Genomic DNA, 22851 nt, shown 5'->3' on the forward strand with positions numbered 1-22851 from the left:
TTATAATAAAAATCCTTGCGTTCTATATGCAAGGATTTTTTATATTATAGTATGCCGTAAGCCTTAATCGAAACTCATTTAAACCAGGATATACCGCTAAATTAGCAAGCATACCTCTAATGACTGGAATCCTTGGGTTTTGCAATTTCATTTCTGCTTCCAAAACATCTAAAGTTACAAGTAACTCATCATTTTCTAATTGATCAGCTAATGTTCGTTTAAATACAATAATTTCACTTAAAAAATGTTCCTTCACCTGTTCCTTAATAAGCTCGGAACTACAAAGAAATTCTCCAAGTCTCTCTTCATGTAGGACAGGTTCCTCCGAAGATTCTAGAAGCCCCTCTACTAAATTGTCTATCCTTTTTAAAATAAAAGCTGAGACATAGGACAAATCAATTTCTGGCGTATTTAAAATAATTAATTGTAAATAGCCGTGGCATATCCCTTCCACCATAATTACCAAATCTAATAAATATGGACTGACCTTTTCACCATAAATAGACAGTAGGCTATTCCGATAAAATGCATGAGATTCTAACTTCATCCGCACCATAAACTCTTCTACTTCTTTATTAAATGGAATCGCATTTTCTCTTGCATGCATAATAATAAATTCTTTATGTTTTTGCACATCAGTAAACTGAAAATATAATTGTTTTTCAAATTTTTCACGTGGTAATAACGACTCTTTTTCAATATCCAGCATTTTCTTTTGGATTTTGTCATAATAATATCGAAGTGTTGCTAATAAAAGCTCATCTTTCGATTTAAAATACAAATAAAAAGCCCCTTTTGATATACCACAAGCTGTGACGATCTCTTGTACTGATGTTGCATTTACACCCTTAGTCGCAAATAACTTCATAGCCATCTCTATAATTAAGCGCTCTTTTTCTTTCATATCTTCTCTCCTAAACTTAATTTCGCATCTTATGTAAATTTAAATTCAATTTAATCTTATATTAGCAAGTAGCAAGACCCCTACCCAAAAATTTAACGGGACAAAAAAATTATTTTGAGGCCTATTATCTATATAGAAGCTCAATTAATAAAAGCTAATGATTCAGTAAGGAATAGTAAAAAATCTCCCCCCTTACAGTTTAACTTCATTATACCATCTCTTTTCATTGACTACTGACCGACCAGTCAGTTATATTATGTATTAGACTGACCAGTTGGTCAATACAATAAAAAGGGAGCGCAAACATGAACAAACTCATTAATTTCTCGTTAAAAAATAAGTTCGCGGTTTGGCTACTAACCATTATTGTTACCATTGCAGGCATTTATTCTGGGATGAATATGAAGTTAGAAACAATCCCTGATATTACAACGCCTATTGTAACAGTAACTACGGTTTATCCTGGTGCTACACCAGAAGAAGTAGCTGATAAAATTTCAAAACCAATGGAAGAGCAACTCCAAAATTTAAGCGGTGTAAACGTTGTTAGTTCATCATCTTATCAAAATGCATCTTCTATTCAGGTAGAATATGATTTTGATAAAAATATGGAAAAAGCCGAAACGGAAATTAAAGAATCGCTCGCAAACGTGAAACTGCCAGAAGGTGTGAAAGACCCGAAAGTCTCACGAGTAAACTTTAATGCCTTTCCTGTTATTTCATTAAGCGTAGCGAGTAAAAATGAATCTTTAGCTGCCTTAACAGAAAATGTAGAAAAAAATGTTGTTCCTGGATTAAAAGGACTTGATGGTGTCGCATCTGTTCAAATCGCAGGTCAACAAGTAGACGAAGTACAGCTTGTCTTCAAAAAAGATAAGATGAAAGAATTAGGTTTAAGTGAAGATACGGTAAAAAATATGATTAAAGGTTCGGACGTATCGTTACCACTTGGCTTATATACATTTAAAGATACGGAAAAATCAGTTGTTGTAGATGGTAACATTACAACAATTAAAGCATTAAAAGAATTAAAAATTCCAGCTATCCCTTCATCACCGAATGGTCAAGGTAATCAAAATGCTGGTGCTGGAACACAAGCACCACAAATGAATCCAGCCACTATGAACGGCATACCAACGGTTACATTAGAAGACATTGCTGATATTAAAGAAGTCGGAAAAGCAGAGTCTATTTCTCGAACAAATGGAAAAGAAGCAATTGGAATTCAAATTGTGAAGGCTGCTGATGCGAATACAGTTGATGTTGTAAATGCAGTTAAAGATAAAGTAAAAGACCTTGAGAAAAAATATAAAGACTTAGAGATTATTTCAACATTCGATCAAGGTGCGCCTATTGAAAAATCAGTCGAAACAATGCTTAGCAAAGCAATCTTTGGTGCTATCTTTGCGATTGTTATTATTATGTTGTTCCTGCGAAACATTCGAACAACGCTAATCTCTGTCGTTTCTATACCACTTTCTCTATTAATTGCAGTTTTAGTCATAAAACAAATGGATATTACGCTTAACATTATGACACTTGGAGCAATGACAGTCGCTATCGGACGTGTCGTCGATGACTCCATTGTTGTTATTGAAAATATTTACCGACGTATGTCGTTATCAGAAGAAAAATTACGTGGAAAAGATTTAATTCGTGAAGCTACGAAAGAAATGTTTATCCCAATTATGTCTTCTACAATTGTAACAATCGCTGTATTCTTACCTCTTGGGCTTGTAAAGGGTATGATTGGTGAAATGTTCTTACCATTTGCTTTAACAATTGTTTTTGCCCTACTTGCTTCCTTGCTTGTGGCAGTTACAATTGTGCCGATGCTAGCACATTCTTTATTTAAGAAGGAAAGCATGCGAGAAAAAGAAGTACATCATGAGGAAAAACCAAGCAAATTAGCAAACGGCTATAAACGTATACTTGAATGGGCTTTAAATCATAAAATCATCACATCAAGTATCGCTGTCCTTCTATTAGTTGGTAGTCTTGCACTTGTACCAATTATCGGTGTCAGCTTCTTACCATCTGAAGAAGAAAAAATGATTATCGCAACGTACAAACCTGAGCCAGGTCAAACGTTAGACGACGTTGAAAAAATTGCAACGAAAGCTGAAAAGCATTTCCAAGATAAAAAAGACGTCAAAACGATTCAATTCTCATTAGGCGGCGAAAACCCAATGAGCCCTGGTCAAACAAATCAAGCAATGTTCTTCGTTCAATATGATAACGATACGAAAAACTTTGAAAAAGAGAAAGAACAAGTCGTTAAAGATTTACAAAATATGTCTGGAAAAGGCGAATGGAAAAACCAAGATTTCGGAGCAAGTGGCGGTAGTAACGAAATTAAACTATACGTTTATGGAGATAGCTCTGAAGAAATTAAGCCTGTCGTGAAAGACATTCAAAATATCATGAAGAAAAATAAAGATTTAAAAGATATAGACTCTAGTGTTGCAAAAACATATGCAGAATATACTTTAGTCGCAGATCAAGAAAAGTTAAGTAAAATGGGGCTAACTGCTGCTCAAATTGGAATGGGACTTTCTAATCAACATGATCGCCCTGTTCTAACAACAATTAAAAAAGACGGTAAAGATATCAATGTATATGTCGAAGCTGAAAAACAAAATTATGAAACAATCGATGATTTAACAAATCGTAAAATTACAACACCACTTGGTAATGAAGTTGCTGTTAAAGATGTTATGACTGTAAAAGAAGGTGAAACTTCTAACACAGTAACACATCGTGATGGCCGTGTTTATGCGGAAGTTAGTGCAAAATTAACATCTGATGACGTTTCAAAAGCATCTGCCGCTGTTCAAAAAGAAGTGGATAAAATGGATCTTCCTTCTGGTGTAGATGTTTCTATGGGCGGTGTTACACAAGATATTCAAGAATCATTCAAACAACTTGGCTTAGCGATGTTAGCTGCGATCGCCATTGTATACTTCGTTCTTGTTGTTACATTTGGCGGTGCCCTTGCACCATTCGCAATTTTATTCTCGCTACCATTCACAATCATTGGTGCACTCGTTGCCTTATTAATCTCTGGCGAAACGTTAAGTGTATCTGCGATGATTGGGGCTCTTATGCTAATTGGTATCGTTGTAACGAACGCAATCGTTCTCATTGACCGTGTTATTCATAAAGAAAATGACGGCCTATCAACACGTGAAGCTTTATTAGAAGCTGGTACAACACGCCTGCGTCCTATCTTAATGACTGCAATTGCAACAATCGGGGCTCTTATCCCGCTTGCATTAGGATTTGAAGGTAGCGGCTTAATTTCTAAAGGACTTGGCGTAACAGTAATTGGTGGATTAACAAGTTCAACGTTATTAACACTTCTTATTGTTCCAATCGTTTATGAAGCACTAAGCAAATTTAAAAAGAAAAAAGTAAAATAAAAAAATAACCTCGCTGACTGCGAGGTTATTTTTTATTTCCGAACAAAATTAGGAAATCACCATATCCTTCTTTCTCTAAATCTTCTCTTGGAATAAAACGTAGCGCCGCTGAATTAATACAGTAACGAAGACCACTTGGTCCTGGGCCGTCTGGAAATACATGCCCTAGATGTGAATCTCCTTCCTTACTTCTCACTTCCGTACGCGTCATATTATGGCTAACATCCATTTTTTCTTTCACACTAGCTGACATAACTGGTTTCGTAAAACTCGGCCATCCACAGCCGCTATCGAACTTATCAAAAGAAGTAAATAATGGTTCACCCGAAACAATATCTACATAAAGCCCTTCTTCTTTGTGATTCCAATATTCATTTTGAAAGGGCGGTTCAGTTCCATTTTCCTGTGTTACATAAAACTGCATCTCGTTTAATCTTTCTTTTAAATGAGCATTATTCTTTGGCCAATGTTGTTTAATAAAAGCATCTCGCCCCGATCCTTTACGGTATAACTCATAGCGGAATGTGTTTTTATTATGATAGCCTTGATGATATTCTTCAGCCAGATAAAACGTAGTAGCTGGCAATATTTTTGTAGCAACCGGCTTCGAAAAACGTCCACTCTTCTCAAGCTCTTCTTTTGAAACCTCTGCCTTTTTATGTTGTTCTTCATTATGATAAAAAATCACTGTTTCATAAGACTGTCCACGGTCGTGGAATTGCCCCCCCATATCAGTCGGGTCAATCTGTCTCCAATATATATTTAACAACTCTTCATACGGCATTTTATTTGCATCAAATGTAATTTGTACTGCTTCATAATGCCCAGTTGTTTCCGAGCACACTTCTTTATACGTTGGATTCTCTTTATGGCCACCTGTATAGCCTGAAACAACCTGTATAATCCCTTCCATCTCTTCAAACGGCGAAACCATGCACCAGAAACACCCACCAGCAAATGTAGCTAATTCCTTCTTTTCATTTATAGCCATTATTTCACCCCAATTGTATATTCTTCTTACAGTATGGCATAGAATACCATACTTTATAAAAGAAAAAGCATCGAATATCGATGCTTTTTCTTACTTTATTTTTTAGAAAAATCCTTCTCAGTTTCATCACTTGTCACATCTAAAACATCTAATAAGAATATGAAGATTGGGATACCGATAATAAGCCCCCATACACCTAAGAAATGCTCAGAAAAGATTAACACCATAAATGTGTAGAAGATTGGTAAATTTGTTTTTTGTGACATAAACTTCGGATTTAATACATAGCTTTCAAGCGCATGAATTACTGTTACGATAACTACAATATAAACGACATACATAATACCGCCGATATTGTAAGCAATCATACAGAGTGGGAATAACGAGATAATAACACCCGCCACTGGAATTAAACCAAGCAAGAAAATCATTAACGCTAAACCTAGTAATTGAGGGAATCCTAATATCCATAATGCGATAACAGATAAAACACAGTTAACAATTGCAATTAAAAATTGTGCTTCGATTACTTTTCCGAATGAACGTGCAAATTTCTTTCCGAAATACTCTATTTCGTTATAAAAAATTGCAAGTCGACTTTCTTTAAATTTCGAAGTAAAAGCAACGATACGTGCTTTTTCAAGTAAGAAAAATAAGCTTAAAATTACAGAAAGTAAAACTTGAAGGCCAAATTTCCCAACATTCGTAATAGATTTATACAAAATGTCTACGCCTTGCCCTACATATTTAGAAAGCTCCATATGATTCACAGCATTAACTGCATACTTAATTAATTCACTATCAGGTGGATTTCTTAAAAATACATTGAATTGATAAATCAATTGTGAAATTTGTATTGTTAATACCGGTAAATATTTAAATAGCGTAATGGCAATTCCCGCCACTAACATTACATATAAAAGCGCTATAATAATTTTCCGATTAATTGGCATGAAATGATCTAATTTACGAGAAATAAACTTTTGGAATCGATCCATTAAATACGTCAACATAAACGTAATTAAAATTAAATTTAACATACTTTGCATCCCATACAATATGAGAGCAAGTAATACTAATACGATTAACCTCTGAAATCCTTTGCTTTGAAACAGGTTTTTTATTTGCATAATCGACGAGTACTCTCTCCTGTCCTATAAAGTAAAACTTTAACAAGTAGCTCTCTCTCTATTCTCTACTTATAATTATCCTTTAATATTAAAGCCATTGCGAGCAATTTATCTTCAACCTTAACCGCTCGTTAATTGTGCTATATATTATGTTACTTCTTATTTTACAATACAATGACCTATTTCAAAACGCATTATGCACAGTATTAATGAAGATTTAAGGAAACTTTTATTCTTCAATAGGTCTTACCACTACTGTAACATAAAAAGCAAGCTATCAGTAGAAATCCGTCCTACAAATAGCTTGCTTTTATAATTTTTTAAGTAAGTTATATTACCCAATGAATGGCATAAACATCGGAATGACAACTACTGTTACAACCCCAACTACTGTTACAGCAATACTTGCCATAGCTGCCTCTACTTCACCCATTTCGATCCCTACAGCAACCCCTAATGCATGTCCCGCTGTTCCAAGAGCTAAACCTTTAGCAATCGGATGTTTAACTCTAAATGTTTTTAAGAATAAAGCTCCTAATGCGTATACGATAACTGCATTAAAGATAACTGCAAATGATGTAATTGCTGGAATACCACCGATACTTTCAGAGATTGGTAATGCAATTGCTGTTGTTGCTGCCTGCGGTAACATTGAGTTCATTACAGCTGTATCTAGACCAATTGCTTTTGCGACAATGAACACAACAACCACTGAACAAATAGATCCAACCACGATAGCCGATAAAATTTGCCACCAATATTTTTTTAACTTATCAACTTGTTTATATAATGGAATTGCAAATGCGATTGTTGCTGGTTCTAAGAAGAAACTAATCATCTTTCCGCCCGTATTATATTCCTCAAAGGTAAAGTTACCTACCTTTAAAAATACAATCCCTAATACCATTGCTACGAATAATGGTGTAAATAAGAAGAATCCTTTTGAGTGTTTGAATAAAAACGTTCCAATTCCGTATGCAATTAATGAAACGACGATCCCGAAATATGGAGTCATTGTGCTTGTCATGTTCATTACCTCCTAACCATGTATGGTCTAAAATAGTTACGCGACTTTTCCGTGTTTGCTTCCTTTGTTTACAACTTTCAACTCTTTTGTATCTTTTGTTTCTTTGTCATCTTTACCTAAAATCAATTGTGCAAATAAACCTGTTACAGCAAGTAAAATAATTGTTGCGACAACGATTACAGTTAAAATTTGTACGAAATATTGGCTCATTACACCAAGAGAGTTAATAACTGAAATACCTGATGGGACGAAAAGGAATCCGATAATACCTGTTAAAGCTGTTCCGAGTGATTCAACTTGCTCCAATTTAATAACCTTTAAACATAATAGACTAAATAAAACGACTAACCCGATTACTGATGAAGGCATCGGAATTGGTAAATGGGTTGAGATAATATTAGAAACTAACATAATAGCTGAAAAAACGAATATTTGTGATAGAAAACCATATACTTTTTTTGTGCTCATTTTGGCCACCTCTTTTGATTTGGTACCTTTATTTTATAGGATATAAACATCAAAGTAAGCGTTTACATAACAGGATGTCAAATATATACAGCCAATTACAATAATCATACGGTGAAATACAAAAGCTGCTTCTTAAATACGAAGCAGCTTTTTAAGTTCTTTTGCATATGTACGGCTAACTGGGACTTTGGATCCCTCTTTCATAATTAAGTTATAAGTCGAATTAAACCACGGCTGTATTTCAGAAATATGATTAATATTAGCAACGAAACTACGATGAACACGCATAAAAATTGTTTGTGGTAATTTCTTTTCCAAAATGACAAGCGTATCATGTGTTACATATGTTTCTTTCATTGTTTTTACAGTTACTTTCCCATCTACAAGCCCCACATAAATAATATCTTCAATGTTAACAAGTACAATTGATTCCTCAATCGGTAATGCTAATTTATGCATTTCGGTCGTTACATCTACACTCTTTACATCTTGCTTTGTTTCTAATTTTATTTGCTTTTGTTTTTTATATTTCTTTAATGTCTGTACGATACGTTCTTCATCAAATGGCTTTAAAATGTAATCTAATGCATCTACTTCAAATGCTTGCAGCGCATATTGATCATATGCAGTAGCAAACACAATTGAAGGTGGATTTTTCATTTTCTTTAATATATTTGCGATTTCAAATCCGTTATCATCAGATAACTGAATATCTAGAAAAACAATATCTGGTTTGTTTTTCATTAATTCTTCTAATGCATCCTCTACACAATCCGCCTCACCAATTATCTCTACTTCTTTTGTTTGCTCTAATAAATATTTCAATTCATCCCGTGCTAACATTTCATCATCAACTACTAATACTTTTAACACTCCGTTTTTCCTCCTCTACTTTTTTCGGAATTACAAAGAGGATCTTTGTCCCTTGCTCCAATTCACTTTCAATTTGAAGCATTGTCTCTTTCCCAAATAACCCGATAAGTCGTTCATTAATATTATATAAAGCTGTTCCAGTCCCTTTCTTTGATGGAACTACCATTTTTCCTAATTGCTCTAGACGTTCAATCTCAATCCCTTGTCCATTATCCTTCACTTCAAAGTGAACCATTCCTTCTTTTTCAAACACATGTACCTCGACTTGGCACACTGGCTGCTTTTTCGGAAAAGCATGGCGCAATGCATTTTCAACTAATAACTGAAGCACAAATGGTGGAACTAAAGTCACCTTTAGCGCCTCTTCAATGTACATCTTCACTTCATACTTATTCGGAAATCTCGCTTGCTCTAACGATAAATATGCATGTACATGATTCAACTCTTGTTCTAATGGAATAAGTAATTGTCGTGCCCCTTGCAAATTACAACGAAAATAAACGCTAAGCTGCAATAATAATTTTCTCGCCTTCTCTACATCTGTTCGGCATAAAGCTGATACTGTATTAATTGCATTAAATAAAAAATGCGGATTGATTTGTGCTTGCAGCGCTTTTATTTCAGCATCTTGCAATAACTTACTTTGTAACTCAGCTTCACCTAACTCAAGCTGTGTGGAGAATATTTTCGCCAGACCTTCCGCTAACTCTTCTTCAACACGACTTAATTGATTAGAGTTTTTAAAATAAAGTTTTAATGTTCCTATCGTATTTCCATGTGAAGTTAATGGAATAACAACTGCCGCTTGTAATGGACACCCTTCATGTTGACAATTAATAATCTCACGTGATTTTGCCTTCATTATTTCCCCTGTTTTTAATACTTCTTTTGATAAACCTGTTATTAAACTGTGTGAAGGAATATGATGATCTGATGCTAATCCAACGTGAGCTAAGATTTTCTCTGTATCTGTTAAGGATACCGCATCTGTTCCCGTAAAGCGGTGAATAATTTGTGCCACATGTTTACAAGACTCTTCTGTTAACCCTTGGCGGAAATATGGTAACGTCTTATCAGCAATTCGTAATACTTTATGCGTTTGCAAAGCTTTTGCGTTTTCTTCTTGTCGTAAAATGGCTAGTATCATCGAAAGTAAAATAAAACTGCCAAAACTATTTACAAGAATCATCGGTAGCGCAATTGTTTTCACAACACTAAGTCCATCTTCTATAATTAATAGAATCATAAGCATTTCTAAAGTAACGATAAAAACACTTAAAACCGCAGAAAATTTAGGTGTAATAGTACGGTTATATTTTTTGAAGATGTATCCAATATAACCTGTTATAATCCCAGCCAAAATTGATGAGATTGCACAACTTACTGCCGTGGTCCCGCCAAGCATATAACGATGAATACCCGCAATAGAACCTACTCCAATTCCGACGATAGGACCACCTAGCAACCCACTAATTCCCACACCCATAATTCGTGTATTCGCAATTGTGCTGGATGATGAAACACCTTGTAACCAATTTTCATTCATAATAGTATTTCCTGCTATTTCAATCCCTGTGTAATTGCTCACAATTGTAAACACTGAAAAAATACAAATAAGCTTAAACTTATCTACATATCCGTCTTGCTTATGAAGAAGACGCCGGAACGTTTTAATATGAGAAAGTAAAAATCCTAAAATAACAATAAGTCCGACGCGTTCAATCATCATAAGTACTAAATTTAGCATCTGTGATTCATTCCTTTTTATATTAGTTAGTTTTATTATGGGAAAATAATGAAGTGGGCGTCAAGAAGAATGAAATGTTTTTTGAAATATTTTACACATAACAATCTCCCCTTTATTTGACAATCTAACAGAAGAGTGCTAAAAATAAAGTAATATAATACAGTCCTTTAACCCAGCCCCGTGAGGTTGAGAAGGAAGTCGGAATATAATATACGTATGTTCTTTTTTAAGGGATACGTATGCTTTTTTGGCCTTCTCATCATATCAGGTGAGAAGGCCTTTTGTTATTCTTCCATAGCGACTGTAGAAGAAAATAAGGAGGAGTAATAATGAACATTACTACTGATGTACAATCATCAACAGAGGAGACGAAAGAGAAAAGATATAAAACATTATTTGGTTCTGCGCTAGGATACGCTGCAGAAGGACTAGATATGTTGCTCTTATCTTTCGTACTTGTCTACATTCTAAAAGAATTTCACCTTAGCCCTGTCGAGGGAGGGAACTTAACATTAGCCACAACAATTGGGATGTTAATTGGTTCCTATTTATTCGGATTTATTGCTGATTTATTCGGTCGTATTCGTACAATGGCCTTTACAATCTTACTATTTTCACTAGCAACCGCACTTATTTATTTCGCAACAGATTATTGGCAATTATTAATTCTTCGCTTTTTAGTTGGAATGGGCGTTGGTGGTGAATTCGGGATTGGAATGGCCATCGTAACAGAAACATGGTCTAAGGAAATGCGCGCTAAAGCGACATCAGTTGTTGCACTTGGCTGGCAATTTGGCGTCCTGGTTGCTTCACTCCTTCCAGCATTTATCGTCCCGCATTTTGGATGGAGAGCTGTTTTCTTATTTGGACTAATTCCAGCTTTACTAGCTGTCTATGTACGTAAAAGTTTAAGTGAACCGAAAATATGGGAACAAAAACAACGCTACAAAAAGGAATTGTTACAAAAAGAAGATGAAGGTAATTTAACGACTACTGAAGCAGAACAACTAAAACAAATGAAAAAGTTCCCACTTCGAAAGTTATTTGCAAGTAAAAAAGTAACAATAACAACAATTGGTCTTATTATCATGTCATTTATCCAGAACTTCGGATATTATGGAATTTTCACATGGATGCCAACTATTTTAGCGAATAAATATAACTATACATTAGCAAAAGCAAGCGGTTGGATGTTCATTTCTACTATTGGTATGCTAATTGGAATTGCAACCTTTGGTATTCTAGCCGATAAAATTGGCCGCCGCAAAACATTTTCATTATATTATATTGGCGGTACTATATACTGCCTCATTTACTTCTTCCTATTCACAGATGCGACATCATTGTTATGGGGAAGTGCCCTACTTGGATTCTTTGCAAATGGAATGATGGGAGGGTTCGGAGCGATTTTAGCTGAAAATTATCCTGCTGAAGCTCGCTCTACGGCAGAAAACTTTATTTTTGGCACAGGGCGTGGGTTAGCTGGATTTGGACCGGTTATTATTGGATTACTCGCTACGGGCGGCAATCTACTTGGAGCGTTGTCCCTAATTTTTATTATCTATCCAATCGGATTGATTACGATGCTATTATGTGTACCCGAAACAAAGGGAAAAGTGTTAGATTAAGCATAAAAGAGGAAGCATCTCACTTAAGATGCTTCCTCTTTTCAATGTTTGTTTATTATTTACTTTGATTTACTAGCTTTCTGGAATAAGAAAGCTGTTTTATCTTTTTCTTCTACAATTCCTTGCTTTAATGCTAATTCACCTGCAACTTTAGGTGCTAGCCACAGCATCGGGAATAATAGAATTGATACAGGAACAGCCGTCACTACAATAAAGGATTGTAGTGCATTAATACTTCCCTCACCCATATATAAAAGAATTGCTGCAACTGCGCCCATAATAAGCGACCAAAAAATTCGCAAGCTAATTCTAGGATCTCCATCTCCCGTCACTGCCATTGAAATGGAATAGGCCATTGAATCTCCTGTTGTCACTACAAATAAAATTGTTAATAAAAGAAATGCTGGTCCGATAATATTAGAAAGTGGTAATTGTTGCGTAATTGCAATCATAGCCGCAGGCATACCAGATTCACTTAATGCCACCGAGATAGAGCCTGGCTTCATTAACTCATAAAACACACCAGATCCACCCAGTATAGTAAACCAAAACGTTGTAATAATAGGTGCGATAATTCCAATTGCAACGATTATTTCTCGAATCGTTCTTCCTCTTGAAATTCGGCTCACTAAAATTGCCATCATCGGTCCATATCCAATAAACCATCCCCAGAAGAAGATTGTCCACGACCCTAACCAGCCTGTATCACCACGATATGTGCTTATTGGAATAAATTCATGTATATAAAATCCAAACGAAGAAACAAATGAATCAATAATAAATCCACCTGGTCCAAATAATAATACGAATGCCATTAATAAAATTGCTAGTCTAACATTTAAATCACTTATAATTTGAATCCCTTTATCAATTCCCGTTACCGCAGATATAGTAGAAACGGCCACTACACAAATAATAATTGCTAATTGAGTAGTAAACACATCAGGAATTCCAAACAATGCTTGTAAGCCATAACTTGCTTGTAGTCCTAAAAATCCGATTGGACCAATTGTTCCTGCAGCTACCGCAATAATTGCAAATACATCAATCATCGTTCCAAGAAAACTCTTTCGCAATTTCTCCCCAAAAATAGGATATAAAAGCGTTCGAGGTTTTAACGGCATACCTTTATGATAATGCCCATACATCATAACTACTGCACTAATTGTTCCTAAAATCGTCCAAGCTAAGAAACCCCAGTGCATATAACTTTGTGCTAAGGCAGGCATGACTGCTTCTTTCGTTCCAGCAGATATACCTTCATGTATTGGTGGCACCGTCATCAAATGATACATTGGCTCTGCTGCTGCCCAAAAAACGCCACCCCCGGCAAGTAATGTAGACATAATAATAGCGAGCCATTTTGCCGTACTAATCTCAGGTTTTTCTAATCCCCCAAGTTTAACTCTCCCATATTTCGAGAACGCCATACACATCGCAACAATAAATGTACCAATTAATAAAACCTGCCAAAAGGCACCAAAATATTTAATTGAAGCTGCAAAACTGCTATTAATGACTCCCTCTACATAACTTTTATTTAAAATAACTGCAATTACAAATAATAAAAGTGAGCCACCACTAATAAGAAATACAGGCCAATCCGTTTTTTGACTCTTCATCCTCATTTATCTTCCTCCTTCCTCAGCAATCTAAAAAAACAACTTCATTATGTTTTATTGTTTATATTCCACACACAATAATTATATAAGTATAATGCTTTAGTGATTTCACACACTTATGTTGTCCCTAAAAATATGCTAAATCCTTTATTTTAAAAGAATATTCTATTCCTCTTACATAAAAACGCAAAACAAAAGACCTTATATTTCTATAAGGTCTTCGAAACAGAAATTTGATTATAACACAAGGAAATGGCCGTTTCAAAAAAGGGCGTGCTAAAAGAGCTAGAAGTAAAGGCTTCCAACTGCTATCTAATAGGAATTAAAAAAAATTTAAATTTCACGATTGATACCTTTATATTACAAACTACTTATGGAAGAAATTAGGCGCGATAATGTCATTTGGATACGGTTTATGATAAATATGAGTTGCAGCAGGTGATAACGGAGGAATTAACCATACCCAGTTGCCAGTTACAACCCGTCCACAAGCAACTTCTTGCTTCTCAAACTGCTGAAATTGCTGGGCGGCAGTATGGTGATCTACAATGCTAACCCCTTGTTTTTTGAAAGAATGTAAAACAGCTATATTTAACTCAATTAACGCTTTGTCTTTCCATAACGTACTATTTCTAGAAGTATCTAAATTCATCATCTCTGCAACTGCTGGAAGCAAATTATAACGGTCATGATCCGCTAAATTACGAGCACCAATTTCAGTCCCCATATACCATCCATTAAACGGGGCTGCTGTATAAGAAATACCACCAATTTCTAAACGCATGTCTGAAATCATCGGTACCCCATACCATTTTACTTCTAGTGATGAAATTGGGTACTCTGGATGTTCAATTGGTACCTCTTTCACTTCTTTTTTAGGAATTTCTTTATATACAGGATCCTTTCCATCAACAGAAAATACAAGCGGTAATACGTCAAAATGTGTACCTTCTCCTTGCCACCCAAGACCTTGACATAAATCAGTAAATGCGGCGGAGTGTGAGTCACCAATCACTCCCATTTCCGTTTTGTATCCTGCATATCGAATTAATTGATGATTATAAAGTCGTATATTATTCTCTTCACCTTGATATTGCTTAAAAATCGTAATTGTCGGTTTAACTTTCCCATCATTCGTCGCATATTTAATATGATGAATTAATGCATTATATACACCTTCCTCATCATTTACTTCACGCGCATCTAATATGTGCATCTTACTCCAAAATAATCTCCCAATGCATCTATTACTATTACGCCATGCCATTCGTGATCCATGAACAAGCTCTTCAAATGTATGCTCATACGTTCCAGTCTTTTCTATCTCTATTAAAATTTCGTTCATACGCTCTTTTATTAATTTCTCTTTATTAAGTTCCTTATAGCAAACGGTAATAAAATTACTTGCTTCCTCTATTAATTGTTTCGTTTTGCTCATAAACAATCTCCTTCTATCTCAACAAGACACTACTACTTTACAGTATAAGCAAAAAGGATACGAGTCACAAACGAAATCAAAAGTGTTACTTTTATCGTAATATTTTTCAGAAAATTTTTAGGATTTTTGTTGACTTCCGAAAAAAATAAGTGTATTTTTTTACTTAAGTAAACTATTTTTACCTAGACCAACTTTTTAGGTGGAAAGGAGGTAATTTCACGTCTTCATTTCAATTGCCCAATCTTTCATAGGACTATGATGAACTAGATCCATACATTGGTGTGATACATTAGCATTCATCATACATGTAAGGTAAATTTGGTAATGTAAAACTAGTATTGTTGAAATCCTCCAGAATCCCCTGGATTGCCACCGGGGGATTTACGATTATTTCAGTATATTTATGTAATGCTGTAACACATTTTTGATTTCGGTATTTAATTCTCGGAACGGAAATCCTAATTCGCGAGCCTTTCTATTATGTAACGTACAATTAATTATTTCATTATAAGGTGCTATATTCTCTCCCGCTTCTTGAATAAGAGCTTTTGTCCCACTGTTGTCTTCTATGAAGCGAATAACTTCTTCCATGGAAATCACTCCGTTACTACAAGCATTAATTGGACCTTCTATATTTTCCATTCCGCACCATGCTAAAAACTCTCCTGCTTCTTTTTCATGTATGAACGATAACTGTCCATCTACATCATCGACAACAATACACTCTTGTTTCACAACATTTTCAACGTAAAATTGTAATCTCTTCGTATAATCATTTTCTCCAATAACGACGGGAAATCTTACCGCAACGACTGGGAATGCTGCCTGTTGAAACAACACCGCTTCCGCTAATTTCTTTCCCTCACTATAAGTAAAATTCCCTCTATCTCCATACGTAATCGAATATTCATACGGGTTGAACTCTTCTTCTTGCAAGTTTAATGCAGGCTCATATACCGCCATTGAGGATGTCATAACATATTTTTTCACTCTACCACGTAATACTTTACATATAATTTTCGCGGCGTTCGGGCTATAACATAAGTTATCGTATACAATATCATAACTTTTACCTTCTACGCGCTCTTCCAGTAATTTCTCGTCTTCTCTATCTACTACAATTCTTTTTACCGTATCCCCAAAAGAATCCTCCGTAAATCCTCGTGTTGCAATTGTTATATCGTGCCCCTCTTGTAAAAGCGCTTCTACTAATTGCTTACCAAAAAACCTTGTTCCCCCTAGAACCAACACTTTTTTCACTTTCATCATCCCCTTTTTTGTAAAATACTACCTTAATTATAAACATGAATATAAATAAAAGCATGGAATCATTATCAAGATTCCATGCTTTCTTACATACGATACTTTAACGTACTCGATATTTAAAAATACAATAGCAGCAATATAAAATAGAAATTACTGATACATAAACCCATAGTTCATATACGAATCCCTCTCCCCATACTCCCATAAAATAAAAGAGTGAAGGCAACGTCAATGTTACCCATGATTGTACAAAAGCAATTCTGCCAAGATATTGATTGATATTCTTTTTTTGTGCATTTAACACAAAGAATAAATACCAAAGTAATGCCCACATAAACCATGTTAACGCATTAACAACATCGTGGAATTGAACAAATGAAACAACCATATAGAATAAAGCAATAATTGCTACCCAAATACAGAACCAGCCTAGTCCACTACTATCCATTCCTTTAATAAAAGTAACGCCTACATATAAATAAGTTAAACCAAATAAAAAAGTAGCTGCATACGAATATACCGTCCAATTACTTTGATCAGAAATCATAATCAAATAGAACGGAATGATAATTTGTAATGCCCCCACAAATAAATTAAAAACACCTGCGCTTTTCATCTCTACTTTGCCTAATATGACAAGACTATTTAAAAATAAAGCTGCACCTGAAAGTAATAATCCTACGTAACCCATATATATTCGTGTGAAAATCTTTCCCTTTCACACTTTTAACCTCCCCACAATATAAAGTAATCCTTTATTATTTTTCTTCCTATTTAAAACTACATACATAATTTTTAACCTAAATAAGTCAGACTTCCTACCTTAAAAAAGAACAGATTTAAAACGCTTTCAATAATAAATAACCCTATCAGAACATTAAATAGGATTCCTTGATTATAAACGTACTCTAACCATGATACAAGTATTGGAATTCTTTTCAATATTACGTTTTTTATTTCTATGAAAAATTAGTAGGATGATGCATTTCCCCTACCTCACTCTACTAATTTCTAACATAGAATATTATAAAGTGAAACTTTAATCAGCCCTCACCAATCGGGCGTTTACGGGCAACCTAACTTCTTTGCTCCGCCTGGATTTTGAGGTGGGAGTTTTACTGCCCACAAATAGCGGGATAAAATAGGCTGGTCAGTAATACATTCATCTTTATAAGACAATCGTATTACTGACCTAAACTGTCATAGTCACTCTTGATAGTCTCTTATTCCGAACAATTGCTATTTATCATAAATATCATTCGGATTAATTGTGGGAATAAATCCATTTATAGAACTATATTTTTTAGATACGGTATTTGGAGTAACGGTAAACGTTACAATTTTATTACTTTGTTGTTTAAAATAGCGCATCCAATTTTGACTCCATTCATCTTTCGCAATAACTTGTTTATTGAAGTCTTCCCACAATACACCATGTATAAAATTCAAGGATGTATTTTTGATTGTTTCAAATCCCCAATTCTGTATAAGAAGCAGGTTGGAATCAACACTTTTAATTTCTTTTAATAAATTTACATATGCTTCTTGAAATTTCCCTTGTGTAGCTGGCTGATCATAAAAATAGTCATCAATATCACCAGCTGTATCTAAAAACACCCCATCTATGCCTTTGCCAATAATTTGCTGTTTTACTTTATTAACAACAATCCCACGGTAATGTTCATCAGCTAAGTTCATAATATATGTATTCCACTGCTCAATCTTCATTTTCTTACCGTCTCTATAATAATAGTCTGATTCAACTACTTGCGATTTATGCCACGCTTCTAATTCTAAAACACTAACATAACCAAGGACTACCGTTCCTGATTTTTTTAATTGCTGAACCTGTTCTTTCGTAAATGCATATGGCTCTATAATAACCATGTCATACTTTGAAAGTCTCTCAATTACTTGCTCATTTGCTTCACCATAATAAATTTTATAACTTCGTACATTTTTTAAAGCTGGTTCCACAACATTTGCTTGTGCGGATGTACTTGAGGAAAAAATAAAAGAAAATATAGCTAAAAAGCATATAGAACGTTTCCACTCCATAGTAATATTACCCCCTATACAACTGTAATTTTCTATCGTTTTAAATTTTAACACCTTTAAATACTAATACAAACATAGTAATTCCATAACATTTCACATTTTTTTAAACTCGATATTTTTATGAAAATCCCAATAAATACAATTCATTAACAAAAATTAGAATTTATTTCACTTGAATTTACTACATCCCTGTTGATAAAATGATTTGGGCTTTATATATTATATATCTCAAAATAATTCTTTTAAATTATGTATTTTATTTCAGTGTACTATTCCTTAAAATTAAATTTGCAAATGAAAGAAGGAATTTATTTATGTACTATAAGCAATCCAATTCATTCCAAAAAATGATTGAACCTACAGTTTTATTTGTTGCACTATTTTTTCTCTCAATACTAACTGATTTTCTAACACCAACGTATGAATACTTCTTAATCTTATTTATTACATTAATTATTTCTAGCCGGTATGGCATATCTATTGCCCTTTTCGCCTTTCTGGAAGCAATGATTTATATTTTTATAAGCGGTATATATAAAGAAAATGATATATTGCTGTACTTTTATTCATTAGATTACTGGATAAGTTGGATTTTCTTACTTGTTATTAGTTTATGTTGTGGACTAATGAGTACTTCACAAAAAGAACGTTATGAAGATGTACATATGATAAATAACGAGCTGAAGGCTGAAAATAAAGAATTAAAACATGTTGTGAAACAATTGGATGCAACACGTATTACACTACGTTCTCGTGTACTTGAATCAAATAATCATTTATCTAAAATGTATCATATGTTTAAAGCTTTAAATCATACACATCCTGAAATTGTACTCGATGAAGGAATAAATGTATTAAAAATGTACTTTGGAGCAAAAAAAATTGGTATCTATCACGTCGATAACAATAAACAATCGCTTCGTATTAAATTAAGATCAGAAACTGGTAAAAGTACATTATCTCAATCCATTTTTGTTAAAAACGCTTCGTTAGTCATCAAAAACGCTCTAGCACATAATCGACCTTTTTTCCGTACAGATGAAGATTTTCAAGATGCTCCACTTTTAGTTGGTCCCGTCCTATTCCAAGATGATGTACAATACGTCATTATATTAGACGAAATCGAGTTTTCAAAAGTAACTTCTGAGCAATTCGAACTTTTCACATGGTATTTACGCTGGATGGGTGATCGTTTACAGAACGCTTCTAATCTTTGGCTATCGAGTCAAGAGGATCGCACATTCCCTAAAACAAGCATTTATTATGAAGATGAATTTGAACATTTACTAAAAATAGAAAAAAAGCGTTACGAAACATTATCTTATCCATATTCCTATTTTGAGTTCAATGCTCCGCAAGATTCTTTAGAAATGATAAATTCTATTTTAAAAGACCATTTACGTAATATCGATATATTCGGTTATAATGTTACCAAACGAAAAATTATGATTTTATTACCTGGCACTGAAGAAAAGTTTTTACTACAAGTTCAAACTCGTATACAAAATGCTCTTTCTTCTAAAGGAGTGACGTTCTAATGATTTTGCTCCTTCTCTATTTTATTTACGCTATTTTAGTTTTTCTTTTATTTCGATTTACAAAAGGTTTAATTGCTGAAGATAAAAAAGGGATTATTGAATTTTGCTTGATTATCTCTCTTCTTTTCCCACTTATCGGACTTATTGTATCAGCAATCATGTTATTACTTAATATAAGACGCTCCAAAACCGAGTGGTTACAGCAATACTCTGATTATGTTGCCTTTCACGTTGATAATTACGAAGATATTTTGGAATCAGCAAAACAAGATATGGACTTAATTTCATTTTCTTCTGGATTAGAACTAGATAAGCCTGAATTACATAAACAACTCATTGTACAGCTAAGCTCCTCCTCTATTTCTAATGAAGGAGGCTTATTGAAAGAAGCCATTCACCATAAAGATCCTGAAACTGTGCATTACGCAGCAACTACTATTAATTTACTAAATGAACGGTACGAAAAACAGATCGAATACTTAAATAAGCAATTTCTACAAAATCCACAAAATGAAATTGCAAAAGAATTGGTTTCTAGCTATTTAAGATATATAAACAGTGGTCTTCTTTCTAATCAGCAAAAAGAAAAAATAATCGCTGAATTTATGAATTTTATTACACAAGGTGTAGAACTATTCCCTAACGAACCTCTTTACCCTTTCCATCTTGGAAATCTGTTTCTACACACAAAACAATATGCAAAGTCTGAAGAACAATTTTTAAATCTTATTCATTTCTATCCTGAATCATATTACGGCTATGTTGGATTACTTGAAATATATTATGAGCAACAGTTATGGGACCAGCTCTATAACTTAATCAATAATCTAACAGATGTAAAAAGAGTTCATATACTACCGCGTAAATATCAATTATTTGTAAGGCAGTTTGGAGGCGCACACATTGAAAAAGGGGATTAATATATATATCGGGATTATTAGTATCATTTTATTTCTCTTAATTTTATCCATCCTTATATATCGAACAGAAAATTTTTATCAAAAGTTTTCTGTTCCTAAAACTAAAGAAACAGATACTGTTAAAACACTCAAAGCAAAAGATGTAACTCAAAATGGACAAAAAATGGAATTATACGTTTTAAAAACGGATAATACATTAGGGCAACAAGTCGAATTTAATACGAAGAAGGCAATGGATTACGCACACCTACACTATAAAGATATTACAGCTAATGAAATTAAGGGACTTACTCCCTCTCCCTATACAGGGATTATTATTACAGGTGAAATAATGGAGCAACTTCCACAAGCTGATATTCAAAATTTTGTACAAATGGGCGGAAGGATTATTATCGCAAACCGACTTGATTCAGATCCTTCCTGGAACACATTATTTGGTATTACAAAAAAAGAAGGCTTCAAAGATGCGAAAGGATTAACCTTTGAAGAAGTTTTATTCCCTGGTTATCCAGATCTCCCAAGTTCTTCTCCATTGTTTACTCATAGCTCAATGAATATTACGCTAGATGAGAATACAACTAATACTTGGATTACAGCGGAAGATACTCCCATCCTCTGGACCAATGACTACGGTGAAGGAAAAGTCTTATATTGGAATACAACAGCATTGAACGATAAATTAGGTAGAGGTATGTTCGTTCAATCACTGGGTACTATTTTCCCGACTTTCGCTACAGCACAACTTGGAGCGGAGATTATGTATATCGATGACTTCCCATCTCCAATTCCAAGTGGAGAACTAAAAAACTTAACAACAGAAAAAATTTCTGTTGAAGAATTTTATAAAAAACATTGGTGGAAAAATATGAAGGATATCTCTGAAGAGCTTGATATTAAATATACGGGTGTTGCAATTGGGACATACCAAAATAAAGTAACGCCACCTTTTGAAGATTTCACAGGTAAAAATAGAAATACCTATTTATTATTTGGGAGAGAATTATTAAGTCACGGCGGGGAAATAGGCATTCATGGCTATAACCATCAACCTTTATTATTACCACCAGACCCAGTAGATAAAGCACTTGAATATGTTCCATGGAATTCAAAAGAGGATATGGAGAGCTCCTTAGATGCTCTACAAAAACTCGTGTATAACTTCTTTCCAAATGAAAAGTTAAAAACCTATGTACCACCATCCAATATTATAAATACAACTGGATTAAGTGCATTAAACGACGCAGTTCCAACTATAGAAACAGTTGCTTCTCTATATGTGGGGAGTAAAAGTAACGGTAGTTTAATTCAAGAATTTGGACCAGATGAACATAACAAAAACATTTATCACTTCCCGCGTATTACGAGTGGCTATGCTATCACAGATGAAGAGCAATTTATCTTAACTGATGTTACCGCAAATTTAGGGGTTATCTCACATTTCGTCCATCCGGATGATATCCTTGATGAAAAACGCTCGGGTAACTTAACATGGGAAGAATTATTTAAGGCTTATAAAACGACAATTAAAGAAATACGAGAAAGATATCCTTATATAAAAAGTATGACCCAAAGTGAAGCAACTGCTTCTATGAAAATTTATCAAACTGGTGACCTAGATGTCTCTTATGAAGATGATGCTGTTCACATTGCATATAAAGGGTTACCAAACCATACTTCAACAATTATACGTGTAGAAGAAGGTAAGAAGATACAACCTGGCTCATTCTCTTACGGTACAGTTAAAAAGCTTGATTCCCAAATTTATAGCGTTACGTTAACGAAAGCCAGCGCTACGATCCCAATTAAAGGAGAATAACAG

The 22851-nt window shown here is 34.2% G+C and carries 17 protein-coding genes and 1 pseudogene; 5 read left to right on the top strand and 13 right to left on the bottom strand.

From position 1 onward, the window contains the following. Positions 1-22: 22 nt before the first annotated feature. A complete protein-coding gene (locus tag EXW56_RS25945) occupies positions 23-904 on the bottom strand; it encodes a TetR/AcrR family transcriptional regulator (RefSeq protein WP_002198707.1) in 882 nt (293 codons plus the stop codon). A 305-nt stretch (positions 905-1209) separates the two neighbouring features. Here EXW56_RS25945 and EXW56_RS25950 point away from each other — a divergent pair, with 305 nt between their 5' ends. Beyond that, positions 1210-4326: an efflux RND transporter permease subunit gene (locus EXW56_RS25950; protein ID WP_002198706.1), complete on the top strand. Its 3117-nt coding sequence runs from the start codon at positions 1210-1212 to the stop codon at positions 4324-4326. 25 nt (positions 4327-4351) lie between these two features. Here the strand turns inward: EXW56_RS25950 and msrB are convergent, their stop codons facing one another. The 7 genes and pseudogenes from msrB to lytS all read right to left on the bottom strand — a co-directional run bounded on the left by msrB (position 4352) and on the right by lytS (position 10562). Further along, positions 4352-4804: a peptide-methionine (R)-S-oxide reductase MsrB gene (gene msrB, locus EXW56_RS28145; RefSeq protein WP_415858044.1), complete on the bottom strand. Its 453-nt coding sequence runs from the start codon at positions 4802-4804 to the stop codon at positions 4352-4354. Positions 4805-4849: 45 nt separating this feature from the next. Continuing rightward, positions 4850-5317, bottom strand: a pseudogene (gene msrA / locus EXW56_RS28150) (peptide-methionine (S)-S-oxide reductase MsrA); the annotation flags it as partial. A 95-nt stretch (positions 5318-5412) separates the two neighbouring features. Then, on the bottom strand, positions 5413-6447 hold the full coding sequence (locus tag EXW56_RS25960) for an AI-2E family transporter (RefSeq protein WP_002198704.1): 1035 nt from the start codon (positions 6445-6447) through the stop codon (positions 5413-5415). 334 nt (positions 6448-6781) lie between these two features. Next, entirely contained in the window at positions 6782-7474 is a 693-nt protein-coding gene (gene lrgB, locus EXW56_RS25965) for an antiholin-like protein LrgB (protein ID WP_002113184.1), read from the bottom strand. A 36-nt stretch (positions 7475-7510) separates the two neighbouring features. Beyond that, complete coding sequence (lrgA, locus tag EXW56_RS25970; RefSeq protein WP_002113185.1) at positions 7511-7942, bottom strand: antiholin-like murein hydrolase modulator LrgA; 432 nt, start codon at positions 7940-7942, stop codon at positions 7511-7513. Between the two features lie 132 nt (positions 7943-8074). After that, positions 8075-8815, bottom strand: a complete 741-nt coding sequence (locus EXW56_RS25975) for a LytR/AlgR family response regulator transcription factor (RefSeq protein WP_002113186.1) — start codon at positions 8813-8815, stop codon at positions 8075-8077. Next, positions 8793-10562: a two-component system sensor histidine kinase LytS gene (gene lytS, locus EXW56_RS25980; RefSeq protein ID WP_002113187.1), complete on the bottom strand. Its 1770-nt coding sequence runs from the start codon at positions 10560-10562 to the stop codon at positions 8793-8795. The genes EXW56_RS25975 and lytS overlap by 23 nt, the downstream gene beginning before the upstream one ends. A 329-nt stretch (positions 10563-10891) precedes the next feature. On the opposite strand from lytS, the gene EXW56_RS25985 reads away from it, so the two are divergent. After that, positions 10892-12190, top strand: a complete 1299-nt coding sequence (locus tag EXW56_RS25985) for an MFS transporter (RefSeq protein ID WP_002113188.1) — start codon at positions 10892-10894, stop codon at positions 12188-12190. 59 nt (positions 12191-12249) lie between these two features. Here EXW56_RS25985 and EXW56_RS25990 read toward each other — a convergent pair whose 3' ends face one another. From EXW56_RS25990 to EXW56_RS26010, 5 genes are all read right to left on the bottom strand, one after another. Continuing rightward, positions 12250-13818: a BCCT family transporter gene (locus EXW56_RS25990; protein ID WP_002198703.1), complete on the bottom strand. Its 1569-nt coding sequence runs from the start codon at positions 13816-13818 to the stop codon at positions 12250-12252. A gap of 361 nt (positions 13819-14179) precedes the next feature. Beyond that, positions 14180-15250, bottom strand: coding sequence for a nitric oxide synthase oxygenase (locus EXW56_RS25995; RefSeq protein ID WP_002198702.1), 1071 nt, complete (start codon positions 15248-15250; stop codon positions 14180-14182). Between the two features lie 387 nt (positions 15251-15637). After that, the gene (locus EXW56_RS26000) at positions 15638-16516 is read right to left on the bottom strand and encodes an NAD-dependent epimerase/dehydratase family protein (protein ID WP_002198701.1); all 879 of its coding nucleotides are present in this window, start codon (positions 16514-16516) and stop codon (positions 15638-15640) included. Between the two features lie 100 nt (positions 16517-16616). Then, positions 16617-17207 (bottom strand): AmiS/UreI family transporter, encoded by a 591-nt coding sequence (locus EXW56_RS26005; protein ID WP_000542579.1) that lies wholly within the window; start codon positions 17205-17207, stop codon positions 16617-16619. A gap of 548 nt (positions 17208-17755) precedes the next feature. Next, positions 17756-18574, bottom strand: a complete 819-nt coding sequence (locus EXW56_RS26010; protein ID WP_002198700.1) for an endo alpha-1,4 polygalactosaminidase — start codon at positions 18572-18574, stop codon at positions 17756-17758. Positions 18575-18888: 314 nt separating this feature from the next. Here EXW56_RS26010 and EXW56_RS26015 point away from each other — a divergent pair, with 314 nt between their 5' ends. From EXW56_RS26015 to EXW56_RS26025, 3 genes are read left to right on the top strand one after another with little or no spacing between them, the layout of a single operon-like run. Beyond that, positions 18889-20112: a GAF domain-containing protein gene (locus tag EXW56_RS26015; protein WP_215557778.1), complete on the top strand. Its 1224-nt coding sequence runs from the start codon at positions 18889-18891 to the stop codon at positions 20110-20112. Then, positions 20112-21032 carry a tetratricopeptide repeat protein gene (locus tag EXW56_RS26020; RefSeq protein WP_215597116.1) on the top strand — a complete coding sequence of 307 codons (921 nt, stop codon included), beginning with the start codon at positions 20112-20114 and terminating at the stop codon, positions 21030-21032. Before EXW56_RS26015 ends, EXW56_RS26020 begins: the two co-directional genes overlap by 1 nt. Then, positions 21016-22848 (top strand): DUF2194 domain-containing protein, encoded by a 1833-nt coding sequence (locus EXW56_RS26025; RefSeq protein WP_002198697.1) that lies wholly within the window; start codon positions 21016-21018, stop codon positions 22846-22848. Before EXW56_RS26020 ends, EXW56_RS26025 begins: the two co-directional genes overlap by 17 nt. The last annotated feature ends 3 nt before the right edge of the window (positions 22849-22851 follow it).

It is taken from the genome of Bacillus mycoides (assembly GCF_018742245.1).
In the GTDB taxonomy this organism is placed as follows: Bacteria; Bacillota; Bacilli; order Bacillales; family Bacillaceae_G; genus Bacillus_A; species Bacillus_A cereus_U.